This is a genomic window from Rhizobium sp. Root1212, from assembly GCF_001424985.1.
GTDB lineage: Bacteria > Pseudomonadota > Alphaproteobacteria > Rhizobiales > Rhizobiaceae > Pararhizobium.
This window is the reverse complement of record NZ_LMDA01000002.1, coordinates 79,259-98,191: the sequence shown is the minus strand read 5'-3', so window position 1 is coordinate 98,191 and position 18,933 is coordinate 79,259. Positions and strand designations below refer to the sequence as shown.

Genomic DNA, 18,933 nt, shown 5'->3' with positions numbered 1-18,933 from the left:
TGCGCTCACGCCGCCTTCGCCGCCTTCACGAAAGCGGCGATCTTGTCGATATCCTTGCGAAAGCCGCCTTCCGGCAGCGGCTTGTTGGTGTGCGTCAGCGAATCCACCGCCCAGGGCTGCACGGCGGCAATAGCCTCGGCGACATTGTCCGGGCCGAGACCGCCGGCGAGGATGACCGGCAGCTTGCTGCGCTTGACGATTTCGCGGCTCAGCGACCAGTCGTGGGTGACACCCGCCGCGCCGATGCCGCCGATATGGGCGGCGACGGAATCGAGAATGAAGAGGTCCGAATAGGGCTCGAAGGCGGCCGCGTGGTCGAGCGCCTCCGGCCCCGTCATCGGAATGGCCTGCAGGATGCGCAACGCGGGATAAAGCGGCAGAAGCCTTTCGCGCAGCGCCTTCACCTGCTCGGGCGTCACCAGCGAGATATTGCCGCAAAGATGCAGCACGTCCGGCTGAACCGCAGCCACCATGTCGGCGATGGCCCCAAGGTCGCTTTCGACCGACAGCGCAACACGCTGCGCCCTGCCCTTGAGGGCATCCGCAATCTCGCGCGCCGTCGCAAAGTCGATCTCACCCGGCAGCCCGCGATTGGACGGGGTCAGGCCGAGATATTCGACGCCGGCCGCAGCAGCGGCAAGGGCCTCGGAAACGGTCTGCATGGTATAAATCTGGACTTTCACGGCGCTACCTGTGTCTGAATACTAGATGGATTTCGGAAGGATGGCGTTGACCATCCGCTCTTCGGTGAGTTGCGCCCGCTCGGCATTGCGCGCGACGAGCGCTGAATAAAGCGCGTCGATCAGGGCCATCTGCGCGATCTGCGCGGCCATCGGTTCGCTGCCCTGCTCGTGCGAGACGCTGACGAGCACGACATCGGCAAGACGCGCCAGCGGCGAGGCGCTGTTGCCGGTGATACAGAGCGTCGCCGCCCCGCGGGACCTGGCTTCCTGAAGCACGAGGACAGGGTCGCTGGTAATGCCCGAATAGGAGATGACGACGACGAGATCATCAGGCCCCGTCAACGCGGAATGCATGATCTGAAGCTGGGAATCGACCGGCGCATCGCAGCGCAGGCCAAGACGGATGCACCGCTGGTAGAAGGCTTGCGCGACGATGCCGGAGCCGCCGACGCCGCCGACCAGGATGTGACGGGCGCCTGCGATCAGATCGAGCGCCCTGGCAAATGTTGCCTCGTCCAGCACGCCCTGCGTATCGCTGACGGCCTGCGCCACGGCGCGAAAAAGACGGTTCGCAGCCTGGAGATCACTGGCTTCCGGCTCGCTTGTCGTCTCGGCACGGCCGCCGCGCGGCTCCTGCGCCAAGGCAAGCTTGAGATCGGTGAAACCTTCAAAGCCGGCAGTGCGGCACATGCGCAAGACCGTCGTGTCGCTCACGTCAGTCGCCTGAGCGATGGCCGACATGGAGTTGCGGATCGTCGCCCCGACATTCTCGAGAACCCACAATGCCACGCGCCGCTCCGAATCCGACAGCTTCGGAAGCACGCTGCGCAACCGGCTGCTGGCTGGGGCTGAGGGACCGCGCGGATCGACATTCATGAACGGTTCTCTCGCTGGCGAACGCTTTCGGGAACGAAGCTAGCATGGTGATGTTGTGGTGTCACTATAGACATGAGATTTTTGATGTGGCATCACTACATGAACGCAGCCGAGGTGCTGCACAAGCTCTTCGGGAGGAAATCGTGAAGCTGAAACGTCTTCTCATTGCAGGCGCATCCTTGGCACTGGCAGCATTCCCGGCCATGGCCGGCGAACTTACCTTCTGGCACGCCTATGCCGGACAGCAGGACAAGGTCGATTTCATCAACTTCGCGCTGGATGCCTTCGCCAAGAAGCATCCCGACATCAAGCTCGATGTCGTGGCCGCCGAACAGTCGGCCTACAAGACCAAGCTGAACACGGCGATGGCCTCCGGCAATCCGCCCGACGTATTCTACACCCTGCCCGGCGGCTTCCTGAACGCCTTCGTCAAGGGCGGCCAGATGTACGCGCTCGACCAGGACCTCGCCAAGGACGGCTGGCGCGAAAGCTTCCTCGAAAGCGCCATTGCCCAGACGAGCAAGGACGGCCACACCTATGCGGTGCCCGTCGACGTCGATTCCGTCGTCTTCTGGTACGACAAGGCGCTGTTTGCCGAAAAGGGCTGGACGGTTCCGAAGACCTATGACGAGCTGATGGCGCTTGCCGAGAAGATCAAGGCCGACGGCATCGTGCCCTTCGCGCTCGGCAACAAGGATTCCTGGCCTGCGACCTTCTGGTTCCAGTACATGGAAATGCGGCTCAAGGGCTCGGGCGTCGTCGCCTCCTTCGTCAATGGCGATGCCAATGCCACGCTCGGCCCGGAAGGCGAAAAGGCCTTCGAAAAAGTCGCCGAGATTGCCAGGAACGAATATTTCCCGACCGGCTTCAACGGCATGAGCGACCAGGAAGCCAACATGCTCTTCCTGAACGGCCAGGCCGCGATCCTGCTCAACGGCACGTGGCAGATCGGTGCTTCGGCCGATGCGCCCGAGGGATTCGAGCTCGGCACCTTCGCCTTCCCGACAGTGGCGGGCGGTGCGGGCGATCAGACCGACGTGCTGGCAGGCGTTGCCGCCTCCTTCGGCATTTCGGAAAAGGCCGAGAACAAGACGGATGCGGTCACGCTCCTGAAGTTCCTCTCCTCGCCCGAGGTGATGACCAAATATGTCGAGCTGCGCAAAACGATGGTGACCGTAAAGGGTGCAACGACGGAAGCGGCCGCCGGCCCCGTGCTCTACGGCATCAGCAACGACCTGATGAGTGCCGCCGGTCATCTCGATTCCTTCTATGACACGGCCATGCCGCCGGCAGCGACCAACACCTACTACACCGCCCTGCAGGGCGCGCTGGATGGGTCCGTGACGCCGGCCGACGCCGCCAAGCGTCTCGAAGGCGCGCTGAAGGAAAACAAATAGCCTCCCAAGGCTGCGGCCGCCGGGACGCCCGGCAGCAGCGCATATCTCCAGACGCCGGCGGGATCATGAGCACGGACATCGGCCTAGCGAAAAGACACAATCGGGCGACGCTTCTGTTTCTGGCGCCGGCGCTGATCTTCGTCTTCGCCTTTGTCGCCTATCCGGTGGTTTATGCCGGCTGGCTGTCGATGTTCGAATGGGACGGCGCATCGGCCCCGATCTTCGTCGGCGCGGGCAATTTTCTCAGGCTTGCCGCCGATCCCGTCTTCTGGGCATCGCTCGGCCGCAATCTGCTGGTCGCCCTCTCCGCCATCGTCTTCCAGGTTTTCCTCGCGCTCGCCATCGCCTATTGCCTGGTGCGCATCGTGCCGGCCTTCAGCCGCATCTTCCTGTTCTTCTATCTCGTGCCGGTCATGGTCAGCGAGATCTGCATCGGCCTGCTTTGGCGCTTCATGTACAACCCCTATTTCGGGCTGGTGAACGCCGCGCTGAAAGCCGTCGGCCTCGACAGCCTCAAGCGCGGCTGGCTCGGCGAATCCGAAACTGCCTTCCTCGCCGTCGTCGTGGTGATGAGCTTCACCTATCTCGGCCTCTATGTCCTGCTCTTCACCGCCGCCGTGCGCAGCGTGCCGGAAAGCGTCTATGAGGCGGCCGAACTCGACGGCGCCGGCGATATCAGAAAATTCTTCTCCATCACCGTGCCGATGGTGTGGGACGCCGTACGCGCCAATTCGCTGCTCGCCATCATCGGCTCGCTCAAAACCTTCTCGCTGGTCTTCGTGCTGACCAATGGCGGACCGAGCCACTCCAGCGAAGTCGTCTCGACCTATCTCTACAAGATGGGGTTCGGCAGCTTCCAGATGGGCTATGCCGCGACGATCGGCTTCGTGCAGATGGTGCTGACGGCGCTCGCCGCCTGGGTCGTCTTCCGCTTCCTGCGCCGCAAGGGGGATGCATGAACGCCGTCCGCCGCTGGAACCGCACGAGCACGGTCGTGCTCGCCCTCCTCACGCTGCATGTGCTGATGGTGATCTTCCCCTTTGTCTGGATGATCTACAGCACCTTCAAGACCAACAAGGAATTCATGCGCTCCGTCTGGTCCTTCCCGACAAGCCTGAATTTCGACGCCTATGTCGGCGCCTGGAGCGGCGGGGCGCTCGGCGGCTACGCGGTCAATTCGCTGATCATCATGGCCGGCGCGACGATCATCACGGTGCTGGTCTCGACGCTCGCCGGCTATGCGCTCGCCGTCTATCGTCCGCGCTGGATGCCGGCCGTGGAACTGTCGCTGACGGCAGCGATGGCCATTCCCGCCTATGTCGCCCTGGTGCCGCTCGTCGTGATGCTGCGCACCGCCGGCCTTCTCGACACCCATCTCGGTGTCATCCTGCCGACCGCCGCCTTCAACGTGCCCGTATCGATCTTCATCATGCAGGCCTTCTTCAACACGCTGCCGCGCGAACTCTTCGATGCCGGCCGTGTCGACGGCGCCTCGGAATGGATGATCTTCCGCACCATCGCCCTGCCGATCGCCCGACCCGCCATGTTCACCGTCGGCATCGTCAACATGATCTGGGTGTGGAATGACTTCCTGTTTCCCGTCGTCTTCATCAACAATCCCGCCCGCAAGACGTTGCCGGTCGGTCTCACCGATTTCGTCGGCGAGCATGTCACCAACTATCCGGTCATGCTGGCGGCGATCCTGATGGCGGCGATTGCGCCCCTCATCCTTTTCGTCTTCTTCGAACGCCAGATCACGGCCGCGCTCATCGGCGGCGCCGTAAAGGAATAATCTTTCCAGGAGAAATGCCCATGTCCGACACCCCTTCCAAAGCCCTCGAATTTGCCAGCCGCGCCGTCTTCTACGAGCCGGAAGAGCATTCCCAGTCGATCAGCTACCCGATCTACATGTCGGCGAACTTCCAGTATGGCGGCGACATCTACGACCAGATCGTCGCGGGTGCGCGCAAGGAAGTGAACATTTATTCGCGCTGCGGCAACCCGACGGAATACAAGCTCGAAGAGCATATCGCGCAGCTGACGGGCGGCACCGCCTGCCTTGCGACAGCCTCAGGCATGGCCGCGATCTCGCACGCCCTCTTCGGCATCATGAAGGCCGGCGACCATATTGTCGCAGACCTCACCACCTATTCCTCCACCCATGAATTCTTCGACCATCGCGCGCAGGATTTCGGCCTGAAGGTCAGCCTCGTCGATTGCACCGACGTGCGCGCCGTCGAAAACGCCTTCACGCCCGAAACGAAGGTCCTCTATGTCGAGGCCATCGCCAACCCGACGATGAAGGTCCCTCCGCTCAGGAAGCTTGTCGAGATCGCTCATGCGCGCGGCATCGTCGTCATCTGCGACAACACCTTCGCCTCCCCCGCCGTCTGCCGCCCGCATGATTTCGGCGTCGACGTCGTGGTGGAAAGCGCCACGAAATTCATCGGCGGCCACAACGATGCGGTCGGCGGCGTCATCACGCTGAAGTCCGATATCCTGCCGAAGGACTGGCTGGAGGACGTGCGCTGGAACACGCTGAACAAGCTCGGCGCGCCGCTCTCGCCCTTCAACGCCTGGCTCCTGCTGCGCGGTGCGCAGACGCTGGCGCTACGCCTCGAAAAGCAGTGCGCCAATGCGCTGGCACTCGCCAAGCATCTTGAGGCGCATCCGGCCGTCAAGCGCGTCTTCTATCCCGGCCTGCCCTCGCATCCGAACTATGCCTCGGCTTCGGAACAGCTGATCGGCGGTGGCGCCATGCTCTCCTTCCAGGTGGATGACGAGGCTTGCGGCGTGCGCCTGCTGAAGCGCCTGCAGCTCTGCTGCTTCGCGGCCAGCCTCGGGGGCCTTCGCACCACGACGCAGGTGCCCGCCACCATGGCCTTCCTCGATATTCCGAGCCAGGAACGCGAGGCGATGGGCGTCGTAGACGGCCTCGTGCGCTTCTCGGTCGGCATCGAGCACATCAACGACATCATCGCCGACGTCGACCAGGCCATCGATCTCATGCACGTCGATCTCTGAGGCGGAGAATATGGCCGCTATCGTCCTTCTCGGCGATATCAACATCGATCTGGTGCTCGCCATTCCCTCCTATCCCGGCGAGGGTGGCGAGGCGATCGCCACCGGCCAGACGGCCATGATCGGCGGTTCGGCGACGAACACAGCCTTCGCCCTTGCCAAAGCGGGGCATGACTGCCGCCTGATTGGTCGGGTGGGCATCGATTCCTGGGGTCGCGAGGCGCTGACCGAGCTTGCCGCCGCCGGCATCTCCACCCGCTGGATCGGCCGCGACGAACTGGAGCCGACCCAGATCAACGTCATCACCGTCAGCCCCGCCGGCGAGCGCACGATGTTCGCCTACCGCGGTGCAAATGCGCGCCTTTCGGCGGCAGATGTCGATCCGGCAGCTTTTGCAGGCGCAGCCCTGTTCCACCTTTCCGGCTACGCCCTGCTCCAGCCGCGCCAGGCCGAAGCAGCCCTCACCGCCATAGACATCGCCGTCGATGCGGACATCCCGGTCACGCTCGATATTCCCGGCGGTGTGGTGGCGGGCATCGCTACGCATGTAAGGACGCTCCTTCCCCGGATCGATACGATCCTGCTCGGCAGTTCCGATCTCCCCGGTCTTCTGGGACAGCCGAAGGAAACGGAGGAGGAAAAACTCATCGCCATGCTCCTGGAAAACGGCGTCAGGCGCGTGGCCGTGAAGGGCTCCGGTGGAACGGCATCCTGCCTTCATACGGCCGATGGCAGGGGCAGCGCACCCTGGTTCCCCGTCGAAGTGATCGATACGATCGGCGCCGGCGACGCCTTCGCCGCCGGCCACATCCACGGTCGCGTCACCGGCCTTTCCGGCCCCGACTGCTGCCGTCTCGCCAATGCCTACGGCGCGCTCGCCGTCACGCGTAAAGGCGCCGGTCGGACGATGCCTGCCCGAGACGAAGTTTGCGCCTTTCTGGAGAAGATCGAGCACTCCGCCTGATCAGTTTGTCCACGGAAACCGGTGCACCATATTGCCCTTGGCCGTCCGTTCTGGAGACTACGGTATCGTCCGTTATCTCATCGACGACGATCTTGAAGAACCCTGTGCAGGCTCGAAGAGGCGAAGGGCCAGACTGACATAGACCTTGCCTGCGAAAAGAAACTATACAAACGTATAATAATCCTCTTGCCTGATCAGGCGGTGGCGATATCTTGCCGAAGAATCATCCGCCGCCCTTCCCTGCGGCATTCCGTACCCTTCAGGATACCAGCCATGTCCCGCGATCCCCGCTTCGATATCCTCTTCGAACCCGTCAAGATCGGCCCGGTCACGGCGCGCAACCGCTTCTATCAGGTACCGCACTGTTCCGGCATGGGATACCGCTATCCCAACGCGGAAGCCCAACTGCGCGGCATGAAGGCCGAGGGCGGCTGGGCCGTCGTCTCCACCCAGGAAGCGGAAATCCATCCGACCTCGGATCTCACACCGGCCAATGAAGCGCGTCTGTGGGATGATGGCGATCTTCCGGCGCTTTCCGCCGTCACCCAACGCATCCACGCCCATGGCAGTCTTGCGGCCATCCAGCTCGTGCACAACGGCCTTCATGTCGCCAACCGCTTCAGCCGGATGATCCCGCTTGCCCCTTCGCACGCCATCACCGACAGCCTCGATCCCGTTCAGGCGCGTGCCATGGACAAGACCGACATCGCCGACATGCGCCGCTGGTATCGCAACGCCGCATTGCGCGCCAAAAAGGCGGGCTTCGATATCGTCTATGTCTATGCCGGCCACGATATGAGCGTGCTGCAGCATTTCCTCTCCCGCCGCCATAACAATCGCACCGACGAGTATGGCGGCTCTTTCGAAAACCGGCTGCGCCTGTTCCGCGAAATCCTCGACGATACGCGCGAAGCGATCGGCGACACGTGCGCGATTGCCGTGCGCCTTGCCGTCGATGAACTGATGGGGCCGGCCGGCATCACCAGCGAAGGAGAAGGCAGGGACATCATCACGGCGCTGGCGGAGCTTCCCGATCTTTGGGACGTCAACCTTTCCGACTGGTCGAACGACAGCCAGACGGCCCGCTTTTCCGAAGAGGGCTATCAGGAGCCCTATACCCGTTTCGTCAAATCCGTCACCACGAAGCCGGTGGTCGGCGTCGGCCGTTACACCTCGCCGGACAGCATGGCGCGAGCGATCCGGCAGGGCATTCTCGATTTTATCGGCGCTGCCCGCCCCTCGATCGCCGATCCGTATCTGCCGAAGAAGATCGAGGAAGGCCGCATCGACGATATCCGCGAATGCATCGGCTGCAACATCTGCACCTCCGGCGACAATACCAATGTGCCGATGCGCTGTACGCAGAACCCGACGATCGGCGAGGAATGGCGCAAGGGCTGGCATCCGGAAATCATCACGGCAGCTGCGGCGCCGGAACCCGCCCTCGTCATCGGCGGCGGGCCGGCGGGCCTCGAAGCGGCGCGGGCGCTTGCCCAGCGCGGCGTCGATGTCGTGCTGGCGGAAGGCGGCAGCGAATGGGGCGGGCGCGTGGCGCGCGAATGCCGCCTGCCGGGACTTGGCACCTGGGGCCGCGTGCGCGACTGGCGCGTCGGGCAACTGGGCGTGCGTCCGAATGCCGAGCTTTACCTGCACAGCCCGCTTTCCGCCGACGACGTGCTGCAATACGCCATCCCCCATGTGGCGATCGCCACCGGCGCAAGCTGGCGCATCGACGGTGTCGGACGCACCCACCGCATCCCCCTCGGCTTCATCACCGAGGGCAGGCTCGTCTCACCCGACGCCCTCTTGCGGGAGGGCGTGGCAGCCGTGGCCGAGGATGGCCCCGTGACCGTCTTCGACGACGACTGCTTCTACATGGGCAGCGTGCTTGCCGAACTGCTGGCCAAGGCGGGCCGCGCAGTGACGTTCGTGACCCCCGAAACCCAGGTCTCTCCCTGGAGCAGAAATACGCTGGAACAGGGCCGGGTGCAGCGGCGGCTGATCGATCTTGGCGTCGATATCATCACGGCGAAGGCGCTTGCCGGCCGCACCAAAGATCGGCTCGAACTCTCGTGCATCTATGGCGGCAAGTCCCAGGTCATCGACTGCGCCACCCTCATCCCGGTCACCGCCCGCCTGCCGGACGAAACCCTGTGGCTGGAACTGAAGGCGCGTGAAGACGAATGGGCCGATGCCGGCATCAGAACCGTGACCCGCCTCGGTGATTGCCTCGCCCCCGGTCTCATCGCTGCAGCGGTGTATTCAGGCCATCAATACGCCCGGGCCTATATGGAGCCGGCCGACAGGGATCTGGCACCCTTCCTGCGGGAAGATATCGCAAAGCTTTATGGTCCACGTTCTGCGTAAGGCAGGGCGAACCAAAACCGCAGGATAACGTGCAACCTTTTGATGGTGGGGCGACCGTTTGACGAGCCGCCCGATACTTTCGAAACGAGCTGCCATCGCCTTGATCCTCATGCCTCAGGGCACCCTTACGCAACTTGTCCCCGCCGCGAGAACACGGCGGGGTTTTCCTTTTCCATCGATATCGCGATAGACGGTCTTACATTAGGAAATCCGAGCCGGAGACGCCGGTAATGCCGACCAGATCGATCCGGAAATCGGCCGCGCCGTCACCGTTCACGTCACCGTAGACAGTCGTGCTGCCGTTTGCCTTGGTCGTCCACAGGGAGCCGGCGACGCCATCCATCGGCTTGTCGATGGTGAAGCTGAAGGCATTGTCGCCTGCGACCTTGGTGTTGGCATCGATCGAGGAGAGGTCGATCTTGTCGAGGCCGCGCTCGAAGTCCTTGATGGTGTCCCAGCCGCTGGTCGTGCTGTCGGAGACGGATTTGAACTTGAACATGTCGGCACCGGTACCGCCCCAGAGGCTGTCGCCGAGCGCGCCGCCGATCAGCGTGTCGTTGCCCGCATCACCGTGGAGGGCGTCGATATCGGCGCCGCCGTCGAGTTTGTCGTTTCCGTCGCCGCCCCAAAGCTGGTCGATGCCGACACCGCCATTGACGAAATCGTTGCCTGCGCCGCCGTAGACTTCGTCATAGCCGTCGTCACCGTTGAGAACGTCGCCGCCGGCACCGCCGTCGATCTTGTCCTTGCCGGCACCACCCCAGATGAAATCGACGCCGTCCTGACCGTAGAGGGCGTCATCGCCGTTTTCGCCGTAGATCATGTCATCGCCGGTGCCGCCGCCGATGCCGTCATTGCCGTCGCCACCATGCAGCATATCATTGCCGCCGATGCCGAAGATCGTGTCGTTACCGGCTCGACCGTCGATGTAATTGTTGCCGTTGCCGCCGGAGAGGCTGTTGTCGTAGCGGTTACCGTAGCCGCTTTGATCACCGCTGCCGCCAAGCGAGAGGTTTTCGATGTAGTCGCCGATCGTGTAGCTCGCCACCCTGGAAATGACGGTATCGCTACCGCCGCCGCCGGCTTCGATGACCTTGTCCGACAGGGTGTCGACCACGAACGTATCGTTGCCCTGACCGCCCCACATCGAATCCGCACCGGTGCCGCCGTCGAGGAAATCGTTGCCATCGCCGCCGTCGATGCGGTCGGCGTCGCGCCCGCCTTCGAGGTGGTCGTTGCCTGCACCGCCATAGAGATTGTCGTTGCCATCGTCGCCGAAGAGCATGTCGTTGCCGCTGTCGCCGAACAGATTGTCATGCCCGTCCTTGCCGCTGATGACGTCGTTACCGCCAGCACCCCTGAAAGTCTCGCTGCGGCCGGCGCCGGTCATGCGGTTCGACAGATCGTTACCCTTCAACTCCCCGCCGCCGTCGGGCGTTTCGAAATCGGCAAGCGTCATCGTGGTTTCCTCGTAGACATAATTGTCCACTTCGAGGTTCTCGACATTGGCGTCCAGCGTGTAATCGACGCCGAGTAGCACGCGCACGGTGTCGATGCCGCCATTGGCGTCCTCGTGGATGCGGGTGGTGAAGTCGCCGCCGATATCGATATAACGGTCATCGCCAGCGCCGCCGTAGAGGTCCATGTCGAGGTTGTCGCTGACATCGCCGACATTGAAGATGTCGTTGCCGTTGCCGCCATAGGCCTTGCCATAGCCGGCCAGAATGAACTCGTCGTTGCCATCCTCGCCATAGAGCTTGGCGCTGCTGTCGGTATAGTTGATGATGGTATCGTCGCCGCTACCTCCGTAGACGATGCCCTGCCCGCCCGGGAAGAATTGTGCGATCGAGCCGATGCGAATGGTGTCATTGCCGCCACCGCCATAGATCATGTCGTAGCCGTCTTCGGAATCGATGATATCGTCGCCGATGCCGCCGTAGATGTAATCGTCGCCGTCACCGGTGGTGATCGTGTCGTTGCCGCCCTCACCCTCGATATAATAGTTGTCGTCGTCCGGTGCTGTCCACTTGTTGTCGCCGGCTCCCAGCTTGATTTGATACTGACCCATCTGATGTTCGCCCTTCGTTGGTTTTCGAAAATCCACATGTCGGTTCGCGCCGACCGGATGGGGAGGACTATTGTTCGTTTTTGTTTCTGTTTGAGATCGTTTTGCTTGCGAAATTGTTTCAATTGTTTCAGTGACCGCTCCAAAACCGCGGCCTGCCGTTTTCGTTGTGTCGCATTCGAAATATCTAACAATTGCGGAAGCAGGTGTTCGCGCTTAAAATCGCCGAATGAAGTCAAGCAAATCTGTCACGTGCTCAGATGATGGCCATCTTTATGGATCGCCACGATCTGAAGGGATAAACCGCCGCTGACGTTGCCGAAGCACATCGGAAAAATCTCGAAATCCAGGACCAGTATACAAACGTCGCAACCGCATCGAGATCATGTTCCGTCACTCGAGGACTGGCGACGCGTCGCCACCAGATATGACCGATGCCCGACGGTCGTCTTCTCCGCACTCGCTCTGGCGGCAACAGCTCTCTTCTGGCTATTATCAACGAGTCCTGGCCCTATGGGCTATTCAGGATACTATTGTAAACGCACCAATCGACGGAGTTCAGGTCATGGCCAAAGGTCAGGTTCGCAGTAATAAAGAGACACGCAAACCGAAGAAGGACAAGAAGGCTGAAAAGGTTGCTCCTGTCCTGGGTTCACAGGTCAAGAACAGCGAGAGCGCGACTAAGAAAAAGTGAGCGCCTGCCGTGAAGCAGGGCTGATGGCGGCGACGAATAGGAACCGTGGAACCTTTTCCGGTGGTAGGTGGTTCACCCGTCGGAGGAATTCCCATGACCCCTAGGAACATTCTTTTCCTGATCGCCTGCCTATTCGTCTTCCTGGCGCTGCTGCTCGTCTACAACGGCTTCTACAAGCCTGCCGCGATGAACACGGCCAACACTGCTGTGATCGTCGCGCCATCCTGATTTCTCCGGAGCCTTTGCAGCACTGGCGACCTCCGCGTTACCCGGTTCCCGGAACTATAACTGCGATCTACAGTTGGTATCCTTCTGAGGAAGGTTCCCACCATGACTGAAAACAAAACTCCGACCGGGCTCTCACCATCGAGCGACCCATCCGCTCAAAAGCGGAGAAAGCTGCTATTCGGCAAGGGTGCCGTTGTCGTCATCAGCAGCATCGCCGTCGCGGCCTTCACGCTCTATGCGGTGATCGTGCTTTATGCGATCATGACAGCGCCGTGATCATACCCGCGCAGAGCGGGAGAATAAGAGCTCTTGGCGCGTTCCCGGTGATCGATGCTCCACGCTGATGGGCATGTCGGCGAACGCCGGATCGTCGGCTATGTCTCGATCGGCCTTGCTGCGACCTCTGGGGTATCCATGTTCCACGGGTCTGCTGCAGATTTCGCGACCGCCTCCGAAGCCGTGTGCAGCATTGTTGTTCCCGCTCTTCCAAAATGACTGTAAATGCCTGGTTGCAGACGTACCGCGTGCCGACTATGCTCCGCGGCGGCGTCAACGCCAATCAGTTTACGAGGATCACTATGGCAACCGGTACCGTTAAGTTTTTCAATCAGGACAAGGGTTTTGGCTTCATCACGCCCGACGATGGGGGCCAGGATGTGTTTGTCCATATCTCGGCGGTGCTGTCGGGCGGTCCTCTTAAGGATGGCGCGAAGGTCAGCTATGACATTGGCCAGGACCGCAAGACTGGAAAGTCGAAAGCAGAGGACGTTCGCGCGATCTGATCGACCTGCCTGACGCGGCGGCTAGTTGCCGCCGCCGATGGTTTCAAGGGTAAGCCGATCTGGTTCGCCGGAAACAACAGCTCAAGAGCGAGCCGGCTTATTCCCTGTGCTCGCAACCTCTTCGCTGCACAGCGTCATCGATGAGCGGCATTAAGCTCGAGGCTCCGCGATAGAGGAAATGCCGTAGACGTTCGCTGTGGGAGACCATCCCCTTACGGAAAGCGGACGCGATCTCGCCAGCGTTCACCATTGCAAAGCGCACCGTGGCTCTTATCTCTTCATGAGGAGGTCAACGGAGACGTGGGCGATGAAGGAATTCGTCATCGATATCGTATCGAACGATGAGGCAGAAATCGTGGTGCCGAGCGGAAATAGGGGCCGGCTCAGATGTTCTGTCGTTTGCCTCTGTTGCGAGCGGGCCGACCAGCCGATGGACGATGATGGCTGCGGCATTTGCGATGCCTGCCTTGGCTTACCGCTTCGCACAACGGATGCTTCAGACGGCCTTGAATTCCCGGCGATGCCGCCCTATCTATCTCTCACTACCCGTAATCGATGACTGCCTGCAGCGATGGTTCTGTCGCGCGTTCGTAGTTGTCCGGGTCCGAAGGGCGCTCCCCGAAAGGGTCGAGCGCCCTTCGTCATTTCGGCAGGGATCGCCCTGTTGAAACGATCATTTGACTTCCTGTCGTGACGCCCCACATCACCATCGTTCGTCCGTCTCGATCGGAAGGACGGGGCGGTTCGCACAGCACGCTGGATTGAACCTGCCCCATCGAATAGAAATATATGCAGGAAACGAAATGCCGCTTATCAGAAAGCAAGGCGCGTCGGCGCCGAAGGAACTCGGGCTGTTCTGGCCAATGCAGACGACCGAGGGAATGACGATCGACGTCTTCATCTATGCCAGCTCACTGCAATCGCTCGGCCCGAGTTCGGTTGGCCCGGTCGGATTGCTCAAGCGGCATAGGCCTGCACTCGAACGCATAGCGAGCGAAAAGTTCGATCGAGAGGGTGTTACCGACGCCAATCTCCTCCATATCACGGATAATGACATACGTTCTGCGCACATAAGCGAGACGACGGCAGACGAGGTCGAGTAAGGAGGCGGCGAGAACGCCAGCGCTCATAATTAACGGCGACGAGCTTTATGCCCCGGTTCGCGAGGTCATCCAGACGCCCACCAGCGTCACCGCCAGGCCGATGAACATGACCGGCGTCAAAGGCTCGGAAAACAGCGCCCAGGCCCAGAGCATGGTGACGGGTGGACTGAGATAGATCGCCGCGCTGACCTTGGCCACCGGGAACAGCCGCAGGCTGGTATAATAGACCGAATAGGCGGCGAAGGTGGCGATAAGAACCAGCCAGGCCATGCCGATGGCAAAGTCCATCGTCATCGGCGGCGCCATGTTTCCCTGGTATGCCGCGCAGAGGCCGAACAACAGCGCCCCGGTGAGCATATGGATACAGAGGCTCTGGTGCACAGGCATCCGAAGTGCCGGCCGGCGCTTGTGCAGCACCGACGCGAAGGCAAAGACCAGCATTGAGCCGATGGTGAGGCCGTAGGCCCAGAGCGGGGCTGTGCCCAGGCTGAGACTGTCGAGCGAAACGACAAGCACGCCCGCCACGGCGATCGCCGTGCCGAGCCATTGCCGGGCGCCGACCTTTTCGCCGAGCACGGGTTGCGACAGAACCGCGATCGCCAGTGGCAGCAGATCAGAGATCAGCGCGACCAGACCCGTCGGCACCCGCTGTTCGATCGCCAGCGCAAAGCCGCCGAGATACAGGAACACCGACATCACGCCGAACAGCATCTGCTCGACGACGACGCGCAGCCGCAGGCGCGGCCCGATGGCCAGGGCAAAGGGCAGCAGGATCAGCCCCGACAGCAGCGTGCGCCAGAACAGCACGAGCAGCACGCTTGCGCCCTCGCTGGCATAGCGGATGCCGACAAAGCCGGAACTCCACCCGATGACCAGGAGCGCCGCCATCAGCGGCCAGAGGAAGGGGTGGCGTGTAGAAACCGGCGCGGCAAGAGCTTGATCGGTCATCAGGGTTCCGTGGTGATGGACTGGCGATGTCCATAGGGCATACTGGGATGCACTTCACATGAAAAATTTCGATGGCGACGAGGGATGCCGTGGCATGGCTGTCATGCTGACAAGGTCGTGGGGAGGCTGATCGGCCGCATCGGTCATGGCGAGATAGAATCATATTCACTCCCACCTTCCAGCCATTTCCATTATCCAGCAGAGCTCTGACGCTAGGTTTTTGCGGTATTCGCCAGTCGATTCCTTCGAGCAGATAACGAAGATCAAGGACGACTATCGAAGCGAGTGGCAAGGCTCACCGTGTTTCTTTTTTCGAGAGTGAGCGTCGCCGATTGTCCAGCATCGCGTTGTTCGTCGTTCATTTTCCATCCCGACCCATGGCTTGTAGCTGTCTAACGAGCTCTGCGATTTGGGGATTATCCGGCTGCAGACGCGCCAGCGCCTCCGCAAATCTGAGTGTTTCGCCATAGCGGCGAAGCTTCAGCCCGATCTGAATGGCCGTGCCGAGCAGATCGGGGTCCGTTGCGCCATCTGCAAGGGCCGGATCGAAGAGCGCAAAAGCGTCCTCCATTCGGCCGACGGAATCCAGAGCGATCGCTGCCGTTGTCCTGTATCTGGCGTTGCCGGGATTAAGACGCACGGCCGTCTTCAGTTCTCCTATCGCCTCCTCTATTGCCTTCTGGCGCACGAGCGACAAACCGTGCCCGTAGCGAAGGTCGGCCCGGTCCGGATCGGCTGCCACGGCTTCCGCGTATGTCTGTTCCGATTTCCCGCCCTCCCCTGTTGCGCGGTAGAGTTCGGCGAGGTTGATGCGTGCGCCCGCAAGGGCGGGATCGAGTTGGATCGCCTGGCAGAGTGCCTTCTCCGCTTCCTCTGGACGTCCCTGTTCGAGCAAAAACGTTCCATAGCCGCTTTGGGTCTCGGCAACGTCAGCGTTTGCTTGTACATACGTTTTCAAGTCGGCCACTGCACGGTCGAAATCACGACGTCTATCGCCGAGAAAGTCCAGCGACTGCGTGGCTCCCAGCGCCCTGGCCGCAGCCACCCGCACCGCGCGCACGTCGTCGCTGACGAGACCACCGATGGCATACAGCCGATACTGCGGCGGCAAATTGGCAGCGGCCTCGGCTGCCCCAAGACGCACCAGCGAGTCGGGGCTCTCCGCTGCCGCCTTCACATCTGCAGCAACATCAGTTCCAGCGAGCCTGCCCATCTCGGCAATAGCGCTTCCTTCGACTATTCCGGCCTGTTTTCCGTCGCCGACCAATGTCCGCAAGGCCTCGATCGCAGCATCGTTGTTTTTCGCAGCGGCTGCGAAGGCATGTGCGATCGTCGGTCGCTTGCGCCAGCCTGCGCCAAACCATTTGTCCAGGATTTGCGAGGCCCACTTGTACGTCCTGCCGTTGTGGCACGACGTACAGGCGTTCGGCGCTCCGTACATCTCCGAAAGGTCGGGCCGCGGGATCACGAAAGAATGGTCGCGCCGACGATCGATCTTCATGTAGGTCCGCTCGGGCATGTGGCAGTTGGCGCAGAGTGCGCCAGCGGAGCCTTCCGGATGATGCGTATGGGCTGGAGTATCGAAAGTGCCGCTCGGATCGGCGCTGCTAAAGCGCTCCGGCACATCCGAAGTGTGGCATTGTGTGCAGAGCGCATTTCCAACGGCCTTTACGCGGCCCTCATGCGGGCGGTGGCAGTCGAAGCACGTCACGCCTGCTCTTGCCATCTTGCTCTGCTGGAAGGAACCATATTCGAAGACCTCATCCAGAATTTGGCCGTCTGGAAAGTAAAGATCGCTACGCAGCAACGCCGGGGAAAAATTGTCGAGAAAGGAGCCTCCCGGCTGATAGTCATCGACAAGCCGGGTCCGGCGCGCATGGCAGGCGAAGCAGGTGTTCGCATCGACCTTCGACAGGCCGAAGCCTGCAACTGCTGCCGTTTGCGCATTCCTAAGTTTGGCTCTCGCCCAGTCGACATGGTTTGCACCACCGCCGTGACAGGACTGGCAGCCGATGCTGGTCGCGACATAGGATGATTGATACTCGGTCGCCTGCGGTTGGAAGCCGGTCTGGGGATCGGTGGAATGACAGTCGATACAGGTGCGGTTCCATCGATAGAACGGACCTGTCCAATGAAACGTCGAGCCAGGTTTCGCCGGGGCGCCTTCGCCGAGCCAGAACCATTGCTGTTTTTGCGTGTCCCAGGCGATATCGAGAGCCTGCAGCCTGCAGCTTGCCGCTGCCGAGGTCGATCAGATATTGTTGGAGCGGCTCATAGGCGAATGTGTACTTGACCTCGAACTCCGCCTCCTTGCCGTCCGGCCCTTCGGTGCGGACGATGAACCGGCCGCCCCGACGTGAGAAGTGTTGATTTGCACTGAGAGCTGACCCGAGAGTTGCGCCGAGAAGTGCCCCGCCTTTAGGTATCGTTCGTGTCAGTCGTGGTGGTCAAGTTCCTGTGTTTCTCCGTCGTCGTTTTGGTCTCATGAGCCGAACTGTTTGAAGCGGAAGCTGCCGTTTCCGGTTTCGAGGATGTGGCAACGATGGGTGAGCCGATCGAGCAGCGCGGTCGTCATCTTGGGATCGCCGAAGACGCTGGCCCATTCGCTGAAGCTCAAGTTGGTCGTGATGATGACGCTGGTGTGCTCGTAGAGCTTGCTCAACAGATGGAAAAGCACCACCCCGCCTGAAGCGCTGAACGGCAGGCAGCCAAGCTCGTCGAGAATGACGAGATCGGAATGCGCCAGGCGGTTGGCGATCTGGCATCGAAGCTCCAACCAGTGGTTCAGGGCATCCAATGATGGAAAGCGCGGAACAGGTTGGAAGAAGCGATGACGCGCATCCTGAACGTTCTTCTCGACCTGTCCTTTTTCCCAACCGGATGCCGGATTGCAGAACTCGGGTTCGAACACATAGTGGCTTGCCATCGCCATGAAGCGCACGTTGACGTCGCGCTCCTTGCCACGGCCGACCTTGTCGATCGCCGTGCGCATATTGTCGTAGATGCCGCGGCCGGGATGCCGCCAAACACGCGGAAGGCATGGTTGCGGGCGTCGAACAGCATCTCGCGCGTCTGCAGGAGATAGGCCCGAACGATGAAGGCACGACTGTAGCTCAGCTTCATATGCGCCACCTGCAGCTTGGTGCGCTCATTGCCGATGATGGCCCAGTCCTGCGACCAATCGAACTGGAACGCTTTGCCCGGTTCGAAGGCCAGAGGCACTAACATTCCCGTGCCCCGTCGTCTGGAATTCCCTCTGCCGGTCTGCCTTCCATTCCTGGGCAAAGGCCGCAACACGGCAATAAGAACCGTCATAGCCGAGGCTCACCAAGTCGGCATGAAGTTGCTTCAGGGTGCGCTTTTGCTTGCGGCCCTTCTTGGATTCCGTCTTCAGCAAAGCCGACAGCCGATCCGCGAACGGATCAAGGCTGCTAGGTCGCTCCGGGACCTTGAACTTCGGCTCCACGCCATCAAGGCGCAGGTATTTGCGGACAGTGTTCCGGGACAGGCCGGTCCTGCCCCCGCTGAAACCTCGCGAGGGATGATTGGAACATGGGTCAAATCTCAGTGATAATTTCCCCCAATCCCGGGTTAGCTCTCAGTGCGAATCAACACTACCCGCCATTTTCATCACGGCCGTGGACAACGAAATCCTCGAGCGCGAAGCGCTCAATGCCGGGTGTGTCGCATATCTTCATAAGCCATTCCCGGCGCAATCTTTGGTCACGGCCATCAACGATGCGCTTCAGCGTTCCTCCCTCTCTTGAGGCCGTTTGTTCAAATCCCTCATCATCATCCTCGCGCT

16 protein-coding genes and 5 pseudogenes are annotated in these 18,933 nt (G+C 61.3%); 14 read left to right on the top strand and 7 right to left on the bottom strand.

The features are described from left to right. Positions 1 to 5: 5 nt before the first annotated feature. Positions 6 to 683, bottom strand: a complete 678-nt coding sequence (locus ASC86_RS07545) for a phosphoribosylanthranilate isomerase (protein WP_056318621.1) — start codon at positions 681 to 683, stop codon at positions 6 to 8. 21 nt (positions 684 to 704) lie between these two features. Next, the gene (locus tag ASC86_RS07540) at positions 705 to 1,559 is read right to left on the bottom strand and encodes a MurR/RpiR family transcriptional regulator (RefSeq protein WP_082509939.1); all 855 of its coding nucleotides are present in this window, start codon (positions 1,557 to 1,559) and stop codon (positions 705 to 707) included. A 143-nt stretch (positions 1,560 to 1,702) separates the two neighbouring features. Between ASC86_RS07540 and ASC86_RS07535 the strand changes: the two genes are divergently transcribed. The 6 genes from ASC86_RS07535 to ASC86_RS07510 all read left to right on the top strand — a co-directional run bounded on the left by ASC86_RS07535 (position 1,703) and on the right by ASC86_RS07510 (position 9,308). Continuing rightward, positions 1,703 to 2,956, top strand: a complete 1,254-nt coding sequence (locus ASC86_RS07535; RefSeq protein ID WP_244477554.1) for an extracellular solute-binding protein — start codon at positions 1,703 to 1,705, stop codon at positions 2,954 to 2,956. Positions 2,957 to 3,021: 65 nt separating this feature from the next. After that, complete coding sequence (locus ASC86_RS07530; protein WP_056318618.1) at positions 3,022 to 3,915, top strand: sugar ABC transporter permease; 894 nt, start codon at positions 3,022 to 3,024, stop codon at positions 3,913 to 3,915. Next, on the top strand, positions 3,912 to 4,748 hold the full coding sequence (locus tag ASC86_RS07525; protein WP_056318616.1) for a carbohydrate ABC transporter permease: 837 nt from the start codon (positions 3,912 to 3,914) through the stop codon (positions 4,746 to 4,748). Before ASC86_RS07530 ends, ASC86_RS07525 begins: the two co-directional genes overlap by 4 nt. 20 nt (positions 4,749 to 4,768) lie before the next feature. Beyond that, positions 4,769 to 5,980 carry an aminotransferase class I/II-fold pyridoxal phosphate-dependent enzyme gene (locus ASC86_RS07520; RefSeq protein ID WP_056318613.1) on the top strand — a complete coding sequence of 404 codons (1,212 nt, stop codon included), beginning with the start codon at positions 4,769 to 4,771 and terminating at the stop codon, positions 5,978 to 5,980. A gap of 10 nt (positions 5,981 to 5,990) precedes the next feature. After that, positions 5,991 to 6,941, top strand: coding sequence for a carbohydrate kinase family protein (locus ASC86_RS07515; protein WP_056318609.1), 951 nt, complete (start codon positions 5,991 to 5,993; stop codon positions 6,939 to 6,941). Positions 6,942 to 7,214: 273 nt separating this feature from the next. Further along, positions 7,215 to 9,308, top strand: a complete 2,094-nt coding sequence (locus ASC86_RS07510) for an NAD(P)-binding protein (protein ID WP_056318606.1) — start codon at positions 7,215 to 7,217, stop codon at positions 9,306 to 9,308. 196 nt (positions 9,309 to 9,504) lie between these two features. Here ASC86_RS07510 and ASC86_RS07505 read toward each other — a convergent pair whose 3' ends face one another. Next, complete coding sequence (locus tag ASC86_RS07505; protein WP_056318602.1) at positions 9,505 to 11,376, bottom strand: calcium-binding protein; 1,872 nt, start codon at positions 11,374 to 11,376, stop codon at positions 9,505 to 9,507. A 355-nt stretch (positions 11,377 to 11,731) separates the two neighbouring features. Here ASC86_RS07505 and ASC86_RS25005 point away from each other — a divergent pair. The 7 genes and pseudogenes from ASC86_RS25005 to ASC86_RS07495 form a co-directional block, all read left to right on the top strand. Next, positions 11,732 to 11,865: pseudogene (locus ASC86_RS25005) on the top strand (IS5/IS1182 family transposase); the annotation flags it as partial. A gap of 73 nt (positions 11,866 to 11,938) precedes the next feature. Further along, positions 11,939 to 12,067, top strand: a complete 129-nt coding sequence (locus ASC86_RS26860) for a hypothetical protein (protein WP_280136969.1) — start codon at positions 11,939 to 11,941, stop codon at positions 12,065 to 12,067. Between the two features lie 93 nt (positions 12,068 to 12,160). After that, positions 12,161 to 12,295: a hypothetical protein gene (locus tag ASC86_RS26855; protein ID WP_280136968.1), complete on the top strand. Its 135-nt coding sequence runs from the start codon at positions 12,161 to 12,163 to the stop codon at positions 12,293 to 12,295. 102 nt (positions 12,296 to 12,397) lie between these two features. Further along, complete coding sequence (locus ASC86_RS25610) at positions 12,398 to 12,571, top strand: hypothetical protein (RefSeq protein ID WP_156386945.1); 174 nt, start codon at positions 12,398 to 12,400, stop codon at positions 12,569 to 12,571. Between the two features lie 302 nt (positions 12,572 to 12,873). Next, the gene (locus tag ASC86_RS07500; RefSeq protein ID WP_056318744.1) at positions 12,874 to 13,077 is read left to right on the top strand and encodes a cold-shock protein; all 204 of its coding nucleotides are present in this window, start codon (positions 12,874 to 12,876) and stop codon (positions 13,075 to 13,077) included. Between the two features lie 307 nt (positions 13,078 to 13,384). Further along, on the top strand, positions 13,385 to 13,636 hold the full coding sequence (locus ASC86_RS25000) for a hypothetical protein (RefSeq protein ID WP_200943787.1): 252 nt from the start codon (positions 13,385 to 13,387) through the stop codon (positions 13,634 to 13,636). A 244-nt stretch (positions 13,637 to 13,880) separates the two neighbouring features. After that, complete coding sequence (locus ASC86_RS07495) at positions 13,881 to 14,180, top strand: hypothetical protein (RefSeq protein ID WP_056318600.1); 300 nt, start codon at positions 13,881 to 13,883, stop codon at positions 14,178 to 14,180. Positions 14,181 to 14,225: 45 nt separating this feature from the next. Here ASC86_RS07495 and ASC86_RS07490 read toward each other — a convergent pair whose 3' ends face one another. The 4 genes and pseudogenes from ASC86_RS07490 to istA all read right to left on the bottom strand — a co-directional run. Beyond that, entirely contained in the window at positions 14,226 to 15,128 is a 903-nt protein-coding gene (locus ASC86_RS07490) for a DMT family transporter (RefSeq protein ID WP_056318597.1), read from the bottom strand. 358 nt (positions 15,129 to 15,486) lie between these two features. Next, positions 15,487 to 17,473, bottom strand: a pseudogene (locus ASC86_RS07485) (tetratricopeptide repeat protein); the annotation flags it as partial. Between the two features lie 137 nt (positions 17,474 to 17,610). Continuing rightward, positions 17,611 to 17,886 (bottom strand): annotated as a pseudogene (locus ASC86_RS07480) (ATP-binding protein); the annotation flags it as partial. Beyond that, a pseudogene (gene istA, locus ASC86_RS24995) lies at positions 17,887 to 18,645 on the bottom strand (IS21 family transposase); the annotation flags it as partial. Between the two features lie 106 nt (positions 18,646 to 18,751). On the opposite strand from istA, the pseudogene ASC86_RS26505 reads away from it, so the two are divergent. Next, positions 18,752 to 18,895, top strand: a pseudogene (locus ASC86_RS26505) (response regulator); the annotation flags it as partial. Between the last annotated feature and the right edge of the window lie 38 nt (positions 18,896 to 18,933).

What these genes read in the sequence shown, in the direction of transcription:
- ASC86_RS07540 (WP_082509939.1), bottom strand. Translation starts at nt 1,559, where the DNA reads ATGAATGTCGATCCGCGCGGTCCCTCAGCCCCAGCCAGCAGCCGGTTG.
- ASC86_RS07530 (WP_056318618.1), top strand. Translation starts at nt 3,022, where the DNA reads ATGAGCACGGACATCGGCCTAGCGAAAAGACACAATCGGGCGACGCTT.
- ASC86_RS07525 (WP_056318616.1), top strand. Translation starts at nt 3,912, where the DNA reads ATGAACGCCGTCCGCCGCTGGAACCGCACGAGCACGGTCGTGCTCGCC.
- ASC86_RS07520 (WP_056318613.1), top strand. Translation starts at nt 4,769, where the DNA reads ATGTCCGACACCCCTTCCAAAGCCCTCGAATTTGCCAGCCGCGCCGTC.
- ASC86_RS07515 (WP_056318609.1), top strand. Translation starts at nt 5,991, where the DNA reads ATGGCCGCTATCGTCCTTCTCGGCGATATCAACATCGATCTGGTGCTC.
- ASC86_RS07510 (WP_056318606.1), top strand. Translation starts at nt 7,215, where the DNA reads ATGTCCCGCGATCCCCGCTTCGATATCCTCTTCGAACCCGTCAAGATC.
- ASC86_RS07505 (WP_056318602.1), bottom strand. Translation starts at nt 11,376, where the DNA reads ATGGGTCAGTATCAAATCAAGCTGGGAGCCGGCGACAACAAGTGGACA.
- ASC86_RS26860 (WP_280136969.1), top strand. Translation starts at nt 11,939, where the DNA reads ATGGCCAAAGGTCAGGTTCGCAGTAATAAAGAGACACGCAAACCGAAG.
- ASC86_RS26855 (WP_280136968.1), top strand. Translation starts at nt 12,161, where the DNA reads ATGACCCCTAGGAACATTCTTTTCCTGATCGCCTGCCTATTCGTCTTC.
- ASC86_RS25610 (WP_156386945.1), top strand. Translation starts at nt 12,398, where the DNA reads ATGACTGAAAACAAAACTCCGACCGGGCTCTCACCATCGAGCGACCCA.
- ASC86_RS07500 (WP_056318744.1), top strand. Translation starts at nt 12,874, where the DNA reads ATGGCAACCGGTACCGTTAAGTTTTTCAATCAGGACAAGGGTTTTGGC.
- ASC86_RS25000 (WP_200943787.1), top strand. Translation starts at nt 13,385, where the DNA reads ATGAAGGAATTCGTCATCGATATCGTATCGAACGATGAGGCAGAAATC.
- ASC86_RS07495 (WP_056318600.1), top strand. Translation starts at nt 13,881, where the DNA reads ATGCCGCTTATCAGAAAGCAAGGCGCGTCGGCGCCGAAGGAACTCGGG.
- ASC86_RS07490 (WP_056318597.1), bottom strand. Translation starts at nt 15,128, where the DNA reads ATGACCGATCAAGCTCTTGCCGCGCCGGTTTCTACACGCCACCCCTTC.